Below are 14,181 nucleotides of genomic sequence, written 5' to 3' on the forward strand. Positions count from 1 at the left end.
CTCCGCACCGGAGGGGCGCTTTCGACAATCCACGGAGGAAAAGCCATGGCAGCACAGGAGCTCATCACCCTTCAGGACATCGTCCGCGCCCTGCGCGCCGCCGCGGGAGCGGGGGACGGCGCCGACCTGGACGGGGACGTCGCCGACGTGACCTTCGGCGAGCTGGGGTACGACTCGATCGCCGTCCTGGAGACCATCGGCGCGCTGGAGCGCGAGTACGGCTTCAGCCTCGGGGACGAGGCCGTCCAGGAGGCGCAGACCCCCGGACAGCTGCTCCGCCTCGTGGCCGAGGCGACGGGCAGCGTGGCCGGTCTGGCCGCCTGACCGCGGTGAGGAACGGGGCCGGCCCGCACGACACCACGTCGTGCGGGCCGGCCTTCCTCGCGCCCTCGTCCGGGGCGGTCGCCGCACGGACGAAAGCCCGTGGCCCCCGGGGAGTCCCCGGAGACCACGGGCGGTGCGCAGCGGGTCCGTCACCAGGTGACGGGCACCTCGGTGAACCCCTCCACGAGCACACCGGTGTTACGGCTCAGCTCCTGCGCCGGGACCGTGAGCCGCAGCTCCGGGTAGCGCCGGAGCAGGGTGCCGATCGCCGTCTGGAGCTCCATCCGGGCCAGCGCGGAGCCGGCGCAGAAGTGCGGCCCGGCGCTGAACGACAGGTGCTTGTTGTCGTCCCGGTCGAGGCGCAGCGCGTCGGGCTCCTTGAAGACCTGCTCGTCGCGGTTGGCGGACTCCAGGGCGAGGAACACGGCGGAGCCCGCCGGGATCGTCACCCCGCCCACCTCGATGTCCGCGGCGGAGTACCGCACGGCGGCCAGCTGCGAGAACAGCACCTGGTAGCGCAGCAGCTCCTCCACCGCCGCCGGGACGAGCGAGAGGTCCTCGCGGACCTTCGCCAGCTCCTCCGGGTGCGCGAGCAGCGTGACGACGGCGGCGGCCAGGTGGTTGGCGGTGGACTCGTACCCGCCCATCAGCAACCCCTGCACCCAGTACAGGAGTTCGTACTCGCCGAGCCGGCTCTCGTCCTCGTTCCGCACCGCGATGAGGGAGCTGATCAGGTCGTCGCCCGGCTGCTCCCGCTTGGCGGCGACCAGGCGCTGGATGTAGCCGAACAGCTCGCCGCGGTACCGGGCGACCTCCTCGGCGCTGTAGCGGTTGACCGACAGGTAGGCGTCGGTCCACAGCCGGAAGTCCTTCTGGTCCTCCGGCGGGACCCCGAGCAGCCCGCACAGGGTGCGGATGCCGAGCGGGAACGCCAGCGCCTCGGCGAGGTCGGCGGTGGGGCCCGCGGCCTCCATCTCGTCGAGCAGCTCGTCGACCAGGGCCTGCACGTGCGGGCGCATCTTCTCGACCCGGGCCGCGCTCAGGGCCTTGGTGACGAGCCGGCGCATCCGGGGGTGCTCGGGCGGGTCCAGGCTCACGTTCGGGTCCTGGAACATCGAGTTGTCCTTGGTGATCCGCGGCAGGTCCTCGCTGGAGCGGTCGCGGAGCAGCCGGGGGTCGGAGAGCAGGGCCCGGATGTCCTCGTACCGGGTGACGACCCATCCCGGGTCCCCGCTGGGCAGGGTGACCCGGACGGCGGGGCGCTCGCGCAGGCCGCGCAGTTCGCCGGGGGCGTCCAGCACCGACGGACGGTTGCCGAACGGATAGGTCGGGGGGCTCTCGTGCATCGGGCAGGTCGTCAAGGCGGCGTCCTCTCCTCAGGGTGAAACCACACTCAGGGCAGGGTCGCAGCGGCCACTGGAGCGGATCTGGAGAGTCAACGGAACCGCACTGGAGAGTTTCTAGATTTTGCTGAATTACTTGAAGTATCTCGTGTAGCGTGTTTGGTTAGTTGTCGTCATTGTGTTGTGTCACCAGTCCAGTTGTGTCACCAGCCCAGGGGTCGACACAGGCCCTTCAGACGATGCGGGGAATCATGGAAAGTGCACCATCCGCAGTCGTTCCGCTCGGCTCCCCCACCAGACCGGCCCGGGGGAGCATCCTCGGCGACGACGAACTGGCCGTGATCGAAGAACTGCTCAGGTCCGGCAGCCCCCTCTCCGGGGGCATCTGGCGCGAGCGCTTCGAAGAGGCCTTCCGCGCGCACCTCGGCGTCGCGCACGCGCTCTCGGTCACCAGCGGGACCACCGCCCTCCGGCTGGCCCTCCACCTGCTCGACCTGCGCCCCGGCGACGAGGTCATCGCCACTCCGCAGACCTACATGGCCACCGTGCAGCCGCTCCTCGACTACGGCGTACGGGTCCGCTTCTGCGACGTGGAGCCCGACTCGCTCAACATCGACGCCTCGCGCATCGAGGAGCTGATCACCGAACGCACCCGGGCCGTCGTCATGGTCCACTACGGCGGCCGCGCGGCCGACATGCCGCGCATCATGGCGCTCGCCGAGCGGTACGGCCTGACCGTCGTCGAGGACGCGGCCCACGCCATCGGCGGCTCGCTGAACGGCCGGCCCCTCGGCTCGTTCGGAGACTTCGGAATCTTCAGCTTCCACTCCTCCAAGAACATCACCACGCTGGGCGAGGGCGGCATGCTCGTCGTGCGCGACGACGAGCACGCGGCCCGCGCGACCGCGCTGCGCGACAACTCGGTCGACGCCGTCTACGTCCCCTCCCGGCACACCTTCGCCTCGACCAGCCGCCCGCCCGCCGGGGCCATGTTCCCCGCCGACTCCTACACGGCCGACTGCCTGATGCTCCGGGGAACGGGCATCAACGGGACGCTCGCGGAGCCGGCCGCCGCGGTCGGCTTCGTCCAGCTCGGCAAACTGCCCCGGCTCCAGGCCAGGCGCAGGGAACTGGCCCACCGGTACACCGAGCGCCTCGCGGCCGTGCCCGGCCTGCGCGTCCCGCCGGTGCCGGAGGGCGTGGACCATCCGTACCACCTGTTCACCGCGTTCGTGGACCCCGAGCTGATCGACCGGGACGCCCTCCTCGACGCCATGGACGCGGCCGGCGACCCGCTGCCGCTGCGCTACTTCCCCCTGCACCTCATGCCGGAGTGGCGGGCCCACGGCCACCGCGAGGGCGAGTGCCCCGTGGCCGAGCGCCGCTGGTTCCGGGAAATGATCAACATCCCCTGCCAGCCCGGCATCGACGACGACCAGGCCGACCAGCTGATGGACCGGCTGGAGCACGCCCTCGACCGGTCGTGGCGGCACGGGCGGGCCCCCCTCGGGAGGACCGCATGACCGCACACCGCACCCCCCGCCGCTCCTACGACCTCGTCGTGGTCGGCGGCGGCGCCGTCGGACTCAGCACCGCCTGGTACGCCGCGGACCGCGGCGCCTCCGTGCTCGTCCTGGAGAGCGGCGACGGACCGGAGAACACCGGCAGCTCCGCCGGCGACGAACGCCAGTGGCGCGTCCAGTACACCCAGCGCGACCTCACCGAGCTGACGGTCCGCGCCCTGCCGCTGTGGCGGCGCCTGGAGGAGGCTTGCGGCCGGCGCCTGGTGCACCACACCGGCAGCCTGTGGTTCGGCGAGACCAAGGAATCCACCAACGAGGGCCAGATAGCCGACGCCGCCCAGGTCCTCGACGACGTCGGCCTGCGCTACGAGTGGCTCACCGCCGGCGCCATCGAGGAACGCTTCGGCTTCACCGGTTTACCCTCCCACTACGAGGGCTTCCACCAGCCCGACGGCGGCGTCGTCGACGTCCGCGGCACCCTCTGGTCCCTCGCCCACCTCGCCCGCACGGCGGGCGCCGAGATCCGCGCCGGACAGCGCGTCCTCGCCCTGGAGCCGCACCCCGAACGCGTCGAGGTCGTCACCGGCGACGCCCGGATCACCGCCGGCAAGGTCGTCGTCACCGCCGGCCCCTGGACCAACCAGCTGACCGAACCGCTCGGCGTCCGCCTCGACACCGAGGTGTACGACATGGCCACCGCCTACTTCCGGCTCCGCGACCCGGGCCGCGACCTGCCCACCTGGTTCGCCTTCCAGACCCCGACGGACACCGACTCCAACCTCTTCTACGGATTCGGCACCAACCCGTGGGGCCCCGGCGGCCTCGTCCGCGTCGCCCCGGACTTCGAGAGCGACCCCCGGAGCGCGCCGCCCGCCGTCCGGCCGGGACCCGACCCGCACCAGCTGCGCCGCACCGCCGAGTTCGTCGCCCGTCACATGCCCATGCTCGACCCCGAGCCGGTCCGGCCGGGATCCTGCCTGATCGCCCTGCCCCGCGACCACGGACGGCAGTTCTACCTCGGCGCCCTGCCGCCCGACGGGGGCCGCGACCGGATCCTCGTCCAGTCGGCCGGCTGGGCCTTCAAGTTCGTCCCCGTCTTCGGCGACGCGCTCGCCCGGCTCGCCCTCGACGGCGACGCCGGACACCCCGTCGAGCGCTTCCGTCCGTGACCGCTCGCCACCACCCGACACCGCCACCCGAGGAGAAGCCGGTGGGACACCTGCACGTGATCGACGCAGCCGCGGTACGCAAGCTGCTCACCTACGACGACGCGGTCCCCGCCATGGAGGACACCATGGTCAGGGCGTCCCGGCGCGAGCTCTACGAGCACCCCCGGGTGACCGTCGAGCCGCCCGGGCACGGGGGCATGGTCCTCCTCATGCCCGCCGTCGGCGGCCCCGCCGAGGAGCCCGTCCTCGGCCTGAAGATGCTCAGCATGTTCCCGCGCGCCGTCGAGCGGGAACTCCCCAGCGTCCAGGGCCTGGTCATCCTGGTCGACGCCATCCACGGGCAGCCGCTCGCCCTGGTGGACGCCGGCGCCCTCACCGAGATCCGCACCGCCGCGGTCACCGCCGTCGCCACCCGCGCCCTGGCCCGCCCCGACGCCCGCGCCCTCGCGGTCATCGGCGCCGGGGTGCAGGCGCGCGGCCACCTGGAGGCGCTGTCCCGCACCCGCGACTGGGAACGGGTGCGGATCTTCAGCCGTACCCGCTCCACCGCCGAGGAACTCGCCCGCTGGGCCAAGGGGTTCTACCCGCACGTCGAGGTCAGCGACTCCACCGCCGAGGCCCTGGCCGACTGCGACGTGCTGTGCACCGCCACCTCGGTCTCCGGCGACGAGCCGGTCTTCGACGCCTCGGAGCTGCCCGCCGGGCGCGGCGTCCACGTCAACGCGATCGGCGCGTTCGGCCCCGGCTGCCGCGAACTGCCGACCGCGACGGTCGCCTCCGCGCGGCTGATCGTCGACAACCGCGAGGCCGCGCTCCGGGAGGCCGGGGACATCCTGCTGCCCATCGCCGAGGGGGCCCTCACCGAGGACGCCATCGCCGCCGAGATCGGCGAGGTCCTGGCCGGCACCCGGCCCGGCCGCACCGACGACACGCAGACCACGGTCTTCGAGACCCTCGGCCTGCCCGTCCAGGACGCGGTGGCCGCCGCCCTCGTCTACCGCAAGGCCGTCGAGCACGGCATCGGCGAGCGCATCTCCTTCCCCTGACCACCCGCCCCGGCACCGAAGACAAGGAGCTGACACCCATGCAGAACGACGATGGCCGCACGTACCTGGTCGTGGTCAACCACGAGGAGCAGTACTCGATCTGGGCCGAGGGCCGCGAGGTGCCGCTCGGCTGGACCGCCACCGGTTTCTCCGGCCCCAAGGACGCCTGCCTGGCCCACATCGCGGAGGTCTGGACCGACATGCGTCCGCTCAGCCTCCGCCGCCGCCTCGCCGCGGCCGCGACCGACTGACGCGCCGGCCGGCCGCGCAGGCCCCGCCGCCCCGTCCACCGACGGACCGAACGACCACGACCGACCCACCGCGATCGATCGAGCACGCCACGGCCGCCCACGGACCGCCGCCACGCCGGTGCCCCCCACCTCCACCCGCGACCCCCGTCCCCTCACCCCGCAGAGAGGTAACACCTGATGACCACCCAGGAGCAGCCCGGAAGGGCGGCCGAAGCCCCGCGCAGGCCCGGGCTCACCCGCAACAGCGACTTCATGAAGCTGTGGACCGGCGAGTCCGTGAGCCTGCTGGGCAGCGAGGTCTCCCTGATCGCGCTGCCCTCCCTGGCAGTCCTCGCGTTCGGCGCCTCCGCCGGATCCGTCGGTCTGCTCATCGCCCTGCAGTGGATCCCGTTCGTGGTCCTCGGCCCCGTGGTCGGCGTCCTCACCGACCGGATGCGCCGCCGCCCCCTGATGATCGTCTCCAACCTGGGCCGCGCCGTCGCCCTGGGCTCGCTGCCGCTCGCCGCCGTCCTCGGCTCGGTGAGCATGACGCACCTGTACGTCGTCGCCGTGGTCAAGGGCACCCTGGACGTGATCTTCCAGCTCGCGTACCAGGCGCACTTCCCGGCCCTGATCGAGCGCGAGGACTTCGCCGAGGCCAACGCCAAGACGCAGATGAGCCGTTCGCTCGCCGCGGTCTTCGGCCGCAGCATCGGCGGCGTGCTCGTCGGCGTCCTCGGCGCGGCCAAGGCCGTGACCGTCGACGCCCTGTCGTTCCTCGTCTCCACCTTCACCATCTGGGCCATCCGCAAGCCGGAGCCCGCCCCGCAGCCCAGCGGCAAGGGGGTCGGCGCGGCCGTCGCCGACCTCAAGCACGGCTTCACCACCCTGGTCGGCAACCGGCTGCTGCGCAGCCTGACCCTCATGGGCTTCTTCGGCAACCTCGCCGTCTCCATGACCATGGCGATGCTCGTCGTGTACGCCTACGACGACCTGGGCTTCAGCCCCGCCCAGCTCGGCTTCGTCATGAGCGCCGGCGGCGTCGCCTTCGTCGTCGGCGCGATCTTCTCCCGCAAGGTCCTGCACCACCTGGGCATGGGCCGCGCGCTGATCGCGACCCACGCCCTGCTCGGCCTCGCCGTGCTCCTCATGGTCCTGGCCGGCCAGGGCACGACGGGCGTCGTGGTCGTGGCGCTCTCCCAGTTCCTGGCCTCGCTCACCACGCCGATCGCCAACGTCGGCATCATGACGATGGTGCAGAAGGCCACCCCGCCGCACCTGATGGGCCGGGTCGGCGGCGTCTCGCTCCCGCTGGTCTGGGGCGCCAACGCGCTCGGACCCGTCCTCGGCGCGGCCGCCGCCTCCGCCTGGGGCAACGCCGCGTCGTTCGCCGTGGCGGCGGTGTTCGCCTGGGCCGCCATCGGCTGGCTGGTGGCCGGCTCGGTGCACGGCATCAGGGACGAGGTCCCGACGGAGCTCCAGGCCGCCTAGGGCCCGGTCCGCCGGGCGGGCTTCCGGTCCGCCGGGTGGGCTTCCGGTCCGGTGGGCAGGTTCCCGGTCCGCCGGACAGGCCCCCGGTCCCGGCGGACAGGCTCCGGGCCCGGCGGGCGGGCCCCCGGTCCGCCGGGAGGCCCCGGGGAGCCGTCCTCCCGGGGCCGGGCCGGGCCCTCCCGCCCGGCCCCTCCGACAGCACGAGGCCCGGCCGTACGTCCCCCGGCGGCCGGGCCTCGTGCCTCCCTCCAGCTCCCTTCCACCCCCTGCTGTTCACCTGTGCTTGTTCACCCTTTGCTGTGCACGCGCGTTCCACCGACCGGACCGACGGCGACGAGGAAGACGGGTAGGCCCGTGACCGACCAGATATCGACCGATGCCCTGGAAGAGAAGCGGCGCCGGCTCGCCAGGCTGCTCGCCGAGCGCGACCGCGACCGCGGCCACGACCAGGAGACCCGGACGGGGCCCGTCTCCTTCGCCCAGCGGCGGCTGTGGATCCTCGACCGGCTCGTCCCCGGCAGCTGCGCGTACAACATCCCCATCGTCCTGCGCACCCCCACCGCCCCCGACCGCCGGGCCCTGGCGGGCGCCCTCGCCCGGGTCGTGCGCCGCCACGAGGTCCTCAGGACCGTCTTCCCCGCGCCCGACGGCATGCCCGTCCAGCAGGTGCGGCCGCCCTTCGAGCCGGTGGTCGAGGAGCTCGACGTCTCCGCCGCCCCCGACCCCTCGGCCGCCGCCGAGGAGCGCGTCAAGCAGTGGTCGGGACAGCCCTTCGACCTCGCGACCGGCCCCCTCCTGCGCGCCGCGACCGTCCGGGTCTCCGACGACGAGCACCTGATCGCGCTCTGCGTCCACCACATCGTCTGCGACGGCTGGTCCGTGGGCACGCTCTTCCGCGAACTCGACGCGTTCTACCACGAGTTGACCGGAGGAGCGGTCGCCTCGCCGCCCGAGCTCCCGCAGCAGTACGTCGACTACGCGATCTGGCAGCGCGGCCGGCTCACCGGCGAGCGCGAGCGGGAGCTCACCTCGTACTGGCGCGAGCGGCTCGAAGGCGCCCCCGGCATCCTCCAGCTGCCGATGGACCGCGCCCGGCCCACCGGCCACCGGGTCAACGGCGGCAACGAGGAGTTCGAGTTCCCCGAGGACCTGGCGCGGGCCGTGCACGCCTTCGCCCTGGAGGAGCGGACCACCCCCTTCACCGTCCTGCTGACCTGCTTCTCCGCCCTGATGGGCCGGTACAGCGGCCAGGAGGACGTCCTCCTCGGCGTGCCGGTCGCCGGCCAGACCCACCAGGAGCTGGAGGGGCTGATCGGCTTCTTCGTCAACACCCTGGTGGTCCGCTCCGACCTGACCGGGGCGCCCACCCTGCGCGAGGCCGTGCGGCGCGGCAAGGACGCCGTGCTCGGCGCCTTCGCCCACCAGGACATGCCCTTCGAGAAGCTCGTCATCGACTTCCAGCCGGACCGCAACCCCACCGTCAGCCCCGTCTTCCAGGTGCTGTTCAACTACCAGACGGCGGGCGACGAGCGGGTGCGGCTGCCGCACCTGGACGCCGACCTCGTGCCGTTCGACAGCGGCATCGTCCGCTTCGACCTCGAACTGAACCTGTACGCGCACGAGCGGCGGCTCGGCGGCTCCTGGGTCTACAACGCGGAGCTGTTCGACGCCGCCGTGATGCGGCGCATGAGCCGCACCTTCGGCCGGCTGCTGACCCGCGCGCTCGCCGACCCCGACCGGCCGATCGCCGCGCTCGCCCTGCTCGACGACGCCGACCTGGCCGAACTCGACCGGCTGACCGCCCCCGCCGCCGACGCCCTGCCGCCGGCCGCGCCGGCCGGGCGGATCGTCGAGGCGGGCGACGACCCGCGGGCCGTCCTGGACGCGCTCGCGGCCGGGGAGACCGCCGAGCTGCGCATCCGGCCCGGCCTGCTGCACCGGCTCGTCGCCGCGGCCGAGAACGGCGCCGCCGTACGGGCCCCGCGACGGATCGTCGTCTCCGGCGAACCCCTGCCGCTCGCCCTGGAGCGGCGCTGCCTGGCGGCCCTGCCGACGGCGGAGCTGCACACCCTCTACACCACCCCGGCCACCGGCGCGGTCGCCACCCGCCGCTGCGCCGGCGACGCGCCCGCCGGCCACGACGTCGCGGGCCGCCCGCTGCCCGGACGCCGCGTCCGGATCCTCGACGCGCACGGCAACCCGGTGCCGGTCGGCGTGCCGGGCGAGGTCCACGTCTCCCGTACGGGCGGGGGGTCCGGCGGTACGGAGACCGACACCGGCGACCTCGGGCGCTTCCGCGAGGACGGCGCCCTGGAGATCCTCGGCCGCCGCGACGAGCAGGTCCACCTCAAGCAGGTCCGCGTCCCGCGCGCCGAGATCGAGGCCGTGCTCCTCACCCACGAGGCCGTCGGCGACGCCCGCGTCGACGCCCGCCTCGACGCCACCGGGAACCTGGTGCTCGTCGCGTACCTCGTCCCGCACCGCCCGCACGCCCCCGCCCCGGGATCCGGCCCCGACTCCGGCCCCGACTCCGGCTCCGACTCCGGCTCCGAGGAGGCCGGCCGGCTGCGCGAGGCGCTGCGCGCCCACTGCCAGCGCCTGCTGCCCGAGGTGCTGCTGCCCACCTCGTACGTCGTCCTCGACGCCTTCCCGCTCACCCCCGACGGCCGGGTGGACCGCGCCGCGCTGCCCGCCCCCGTCGCCGAGCGGGAGACGGCCGCGCCCGGGCACACCGAGCCCTCCACCCCGCTGGAGGAGGCCCTCGCCGAGATCTGGCGCTCCGTCCTCGGTCTGCCGTCGGTGGGCGTGCACGACAACTTCTTCCTGCTCGGCGGCCATTCGCTGCTCGCCGTCCAGGTCATGGCCCGGCTGCGCCGCGCGACCGGCGTCGACCTGCCGGTCAGCGTCCTCTTCCGGTACCGCACCATCGCCGACCTGGCCGTGCGGATCGGCTCGCTGGGCGCCGGGGCGGAGGAGCGGCCCGGGGCCCTGGCCCGCATCCAGTCCGGCACCGTCGCCCCCGCGCTCGCGCTCGTCCACCCGGCGGGCGGCAGCGTCTTCTGCTACGCCTCCCTGGCCACGGCGCTCACCAACCGCACCGTGTACGCCTTCGAGGGCGGCCAGGAGGCGCCCTCCCACGAGGCCCGCGCCGCCTCCTACCTGGCCGAGCTGGAGGCCGCCGACCCGGGCCCCTTCCTGCTCGGCGGCTGGTCGCTCGGCGGCACCCTCGCCTTCGAGATGGCCCGGCAGCTCCACGCCCGGGGCCAGGACCCGGGGCCCGTCGTCCTCATCGACTCCTTCCTGTACGACGGCGACCCCGACAGCCCCGACACCCACGCCTATCTGCTCCACAGCTTCCTGCGGGACCTCACCGCCGACCTCGGCATGGCCGCCCGGGAGCTGCCGCCGGGCAGCGAGTTCCTCACCGTGCGGCGCCTGTTCGCCGACGTCCTGGACGGCTGGGGCGACTCCGCGCCCGCCGGGCTCGACCTCGACGAGGTGGTGCGCCGGTACGGCATCTACCGGGACAACATGCTCGGTCTCGCCGCCTACCGGCCGACCGGCCCCCGCTACCCCGGGACGGTCCACCTGATCCAGGCCGAGGGATCCCCCGAGGCGGTCGAGGGCTGGCGGGCCGTCGCCGAGGACGTCGTCGTGCACCGCGTCCCCGGCGACCACTACAGCATCATGCGCAACCCCGAACTGGTCCGGGTGGCCCACGTCCTGGACGGCGTGCTCCGGGCCGCCGGCCGCACCCCCGAGGAGGCGAACCGCCGATGAGCGTCGACATACGACTTCCCGCCACCCCCGCGCAGGCCGCCGAGGAGGTGCGCGCGGGCGACGCGCCGAGCGTGCTGCACCTGGTGGCCGCCGCCGTCGCCCGCCACCCCGACGAGCCCGCCCTCGCGGGACACGGCCCGGCCGTGACCTACCGCGACCTGTGGCGCGGTGCGGGCGCGATCGCCGCCCGGCTGCGCGGGGAGGGCATCGGACCCGGGGACGTGGTGGGCCTGGCCGCCCTGCGCTCCACCGAGCTGGTCGTCGCCCTGATCGGGGTGCTGCGCTCGGGCGCCGCCTTCCTCCCGCTGGACTCCGGCTACCCCCGGGCCCGCCTGGAGCACATGCTCGACGACGCCCGGGTGGGGGTGGTCCTCGGCCACCGGGAGACGGCGGAGCGGTTCGCCGCCGGGGGCCGCACGGTCCTGCTCCTCGACGACGGCCCCGCGCCGTGGTCCGCGAGCGCCGTCGCCGAGTCCCTCCTGCCGCCGCCGCCCGCCGCGGAGGACCTGGCGTACGTCCTCTACACCTCGGGCACCACCGGCGCCCCCAAGGGCATCGCCATGCCGCACGGCGCGCTCGCCAACATCGTGGAGTGGCAGGCCGGGGCCTCCGGGTCCGCCGTCGGCAGCCGGACCCTGCAGTTCTCCGCGATCTCCTTCGACGTCTCCTTCCAGGAGATCTTCGCCTCGCTCGCGGTCGGCGGCACCGTGGTGTGCGTGACCGAGGAGGAGCGGCGGGACCCGGTCCGGCTGTGGGAGGCGGTGGCACGCGAGCGCGTGGACCGGATGTTCCTCCCGTACGTGGCGCTCCAGGCCCTCGTCCTGGTCGCCGAACCGGGCGCGCCCGGCGCCCCGCCGCTGCGGGAGATCGTCACGGCGGGGGAGCAGCTGCAGTGCTCCCGGGCCCTGCGCGCCCTCCTCGCCTCGCTGCCCGGCTGCCGCCTCGTCAACCAGTACGGGCCCTCGGAGGCCCACGTGGTCACCTGGCACGCCCTGGAGGGCGACCCGGACGGCTGGCCGGCCCTGCCGCCGATCGGCCGGCCCGTGCCCGGGAACCGGGTGTACGTCCTCGACGCCCGGGGCGAGGAGGTGCCGCCCGGCGGCATCGGCGACATCCACGTCGGCGGCGTCCAGGTCGCCCTCGGCTACTGGAACCGCCCCGACCTGACGGCCGAGCGCTTCCTCCCGGAGCCCGGCCGGCCGGGCCGCCGCGTGTACCGCACCGGCGACGTGGCCCGGCGGCGGCCGGACGGCTCCCTGGACTACCTCGGCCGCGCCGACGACCAGGTGAAGATCCGCGGCTTCCGGCTCGAACTCCCCGAGGTCGAGCGGGTCCTGGGCGACCTGCCCGGCGTCTCCTCGTGCGCGGTGGCGGTACGGGGCGAGGACGGCATCGAGAAGTCCCTGGTCGCCTTCGTGGTCCTGGAGCCGGGCCCGGACGCCCCGTCCCTCGTCTCCCTGCGCGCGGCCCTCGCGGAGCTGCTGCCCGACTACATGGTCCCGGGCCGCTTCCGCGCGGTGACCGACCTCCCCTCGATGCCGAACGGCAAGATGGACCGGCCGCGCCTGCGGGCGATGGCGGAGAACTCGGAGTGAACCCGGCCCGGGGGCGGCGGAGTGACGGCCGCGGCCCCCGGGAGCCGCGCGGGCGGGGCGCACGCGCGCACGCGTACGAGGGGGTGGCGACGGATCCGATCCGTCGCCACCCCCTCGTACGCGTCCGCCGGGGTCTAGGGCGTCACCACGACCGCCGTGCGGACCAGGCCGGGGGAGACCGCGAACCTGCCGTGGAGGACCTCGGGGGCGGGGCCCGGAGGGCGGGGGACCAGGACGCGGGCGGTGAAGGTGCCGGTGGCCGGGTCCGGTTCGACGCGGACGTCGTGGAAGCCCAGCCAGCCGCCGACCAGCGGGAACCAGGCCTTGTAGACGGCCTCCTTGGCGCTGAAGAACACGGTCGGCCAGTACGGGGCCTCACCGCCGGGGCCGTGCCACCACTCCTCTTCCTCCTCGCGGCAGACGAGCCGCCGGGTGGGCTCGTCCAGGCGCAGGTTGTCCTCGGCGTCGATGCCGATCGACCGGACGCGGTCCGCACGGGCCACGGCGGCGGCGCAGTAGTCGCCGGTGTGCGAGATGCTGCCGACGACCCGCGCCGGCCAGACCGGGGCCCGGTCGCGGCCCGCGGGAACGGGCAGCGGGGGCAGGCCGAGGGCCGTCATGGCCCGGCGCGCGCAGGCCCGGCCGGCCCGGAACTCCCTCCGTCGCGCGGGGACCGCACGTTCGCTGAGCGTCGCGGCCTCCTCGGGCAGCGGCTCCTCGGCCCAGGCCGAGGCGTCCGCCACCGCCACCGCGACGGCTCCGGGAAGCAGATCACGCATGCACGTCACCCCCGGTGTTCCACTGTGGCTTCGGTTGACTTCTCTGCAATCTCTATAGTGTATATGTAGTATGTGACCATGGATACTGCAAAGTCAACGCCTTCTCGATGGTTCCTCACCCCGCCCTCCACGGAGGCGGACGTGCGGCTGTTCTGCTTCCCGTACTCCGGCTGCGGCGCCTCCATGTTCCGCAACTGGCCCACCCGCATCGGCCCGGCCGAGGTCGTCCCGCTCCAGCTCCCCGGCCGTGAGAACCGCACCAGGGAACCGCACTTCGGCACCTACGAGGAGCTCGCCGACCAGCTCGTCGAGGGCATCGCCGAGCACCTGGACCGCCCGTACGCGGTGTTCGGGCACTGCGGGGGCGCGCTGCCGGCCTTCGAGAGCGTCGTCCGGATCGTGGAGCGCGGACTGCGGCCGCCCGAGCGGGTCTTCGTCTCCTCCCAGGTCGCCCCGCAGGACGGCCCGTACGGGCGCTTCCTGGGGCTCGACGAGGCGGGGCTGCGCGCGGAGCTCGTCGCCCTGCTCGCCGCGCTCGGCGCGGCCCGGCCGCCCGAGGAGATGCTCGACCTCTACCTGGAGGTGCTCGTCGCGGACGTCGAGGCCAACAAGAAGTACCGCAAGGACGCGGCCGGTTCCCTGCCGTGCGCCGTCACCGCGCTCGGCTGGGACGCCGACGTGGAGGTCCCGCACGCCCTGATGGGCGGCTGGGCCGACTGGGTCGCGCGGGACGCGGCCCGCAAGGAGGTCCTCGCCGGCACCCACTACACCTTCCTGGACGCCCCCGCGGACCTGGTGGCCGCCCTGGAGCGCGACCTGAAGGCCATGGTCTGACGCCCGTACGGGCCCCGCCCGCGCGAGAGGGGGTCCCACCCGGTGGATGCCGGGTGGGACCCCCTCC

General features: G+C 74.2%; 11 protein-coding genes. 9 read left to right on the top strand and 2 right to left on the bottom strand.

Features of this window, described 5'->3' with window-relative positions:
* Positions 1-45 precede the first annotated feature (45 nt).
* Positions 46-324, top strand: a complete 279-nt coding sequence (locus ADL08_RS22360; RefSeq protein ID WP_053645749.1) for an acyl carrier protein — start codon at positions 46-48, stop codon at positions 322-324.
* Between the two features lie 149 nt (positions 325-473).
* Here the strand turns inward: ADL08_RS22360 and ADL08_RS22365 are convergent, their stop codons facing one another.
* A complete protein-coding gene (locus tag ADL08_RS22365) occupies positions 474-1,670 on the bottom strand; it encodes a cytochrome P450 (protein WP_053645751.1) in 1,197 nt (398 codons plus the stop codon).
* A 248-nt stretch (positions 1,671-1,918) separates the two neighbouring features.
* Between ADL08_RS22365 and ADL08_RS22370 the strand changes: the two genes are divergently transcribed.
* From ADL08_RS22370 to ADL08_RS22400, 7 genes are all read left to right on the top strand, one after another.
* Positions 1,919-3,190, top strand: a complete 1,272-nt coding sequence (locus ADL08_RS22370; protein WP_053645753.1) for a DegT/DnrJ/EryC1/StrS family aminotransferase — start codon at positions 1,919-1,921, stop codon at positions 3,188-3,190.
* Complete coding sequence (locus ADL08_RS22375) at positions 3,187-4,359, top strand: FAD-dependent oxidoreductase (protein WP_053645800.1); 1,173 nt, start codon at positions 3,187-3,189, stop codon at positions 4,357-4,359. The genes ADL08_RS22370 and ADL08_RS22375 overlap by 4 nt, the downstream gene beginning before the upstream one ends.
* 41 nt (positions 4,360-4,400) lie before the next feature.
* Positions 4,401-5,405, top strand: coding sequence for an ornithine cyclodeaminase family protein (locus ADL08_RS22380; protein ID WP_053645755.1), 1,005 nt, complete (start codon positions 4,401-4,403; stop codon positions 5,403-5,405).
* 38 nt (positions 5,406-5,443) lie between these two features.
* Complete coding sequence (locus tag ADL08_RS22385; protein WP_053645756.1) at positions 5,444-5,656, top strand: MbtH family protein; 213 nt, start codon at positions 5,444-5,446, stop codon at positions 5,654-5,656.
* A 177-nt stretch (positions 5,657-5,833) separates the two neighbouring features.
* The gene (locus ADL08_RS22390) at positions 5,834-7,126 is read left to right on the top strand and encodes an MFS transporter (RefSeq protein ID WP_053645758.1); all 1,293 of its coding nucleotides are present in this window, start codon (positions 5,834-5,836) and stop codon (positions 7,124-7,126) included.
* A 354-nt stretch (positions 7,127-7,480) separates the two neighbouring features.
* On the top strand, positions 7,481-10,906 hold the full coding sequence (locus ADL08_RS22395; RefSeq protein WP_053645760.1) for a condensation domain-containing protein: 3,426 nt from the start codon (positions 7,481-7,483) through the stop codon (positions 10,904-10,906).
* Complete coding sequence (locus ADL08_RS22400; protein WP_053645762.1) at positions 10,903-12,501, top strand: amino acid adenylation domain-containing protein; 1,599 nt, start codon at positions 10,903-10,905, stop codon at positions 12,499-12,501. Before ADL08_RS22395 ends, ADL08_RS22400 begins: the two co-directional genes overlap by 4 nt.
* A gap of 134 nt (positions 12,502-12,635) precedes the next feature.
* Here the strand turns inward: ADL08_RS22400 and ADL08_RS22405 are convergent, their stop codons facing one another.
* Positions 12,636-13,280, bottom strand: a complete 645-nt coding sequence (locus tag ADL08_RS22405; RefSeq protein WP_053645764.1) for a 4'-phosphopantetheinyl transferase family protein — start codon at positions 13,278-13,280, stop codon at positions 12,636-12,638.
* Between the two features lie 78 nt (positions 13,281-13,358).
* Here ADL08_RS22405 and ADL08_RS22410 point away from each other — a divergent pair, with 78 nt between their 5' ends.
* The gene (locus ADL08_RS22410; protein ID WP_053645801.1) at positions 13,359-14,114 is read left to right on the top strand and encodes a thioesterase II family protein; all 756 of its coding nucleotides are present in this window, start codon (positions 13,359-13,361) and stop codon (positions 14,112-14,114) included.
* Positions 14,115-14,181 lie beyond the last annotated feature (67 nt).

This window comes from Streptomyces sp. NRRL F-6492 (assembly GCF_001280125.1).
Lineage (GTDB): Bacteria > Actinomycetota > Actinomycetes > Streptomycetales > Streptomycetaceae > Streptomyces.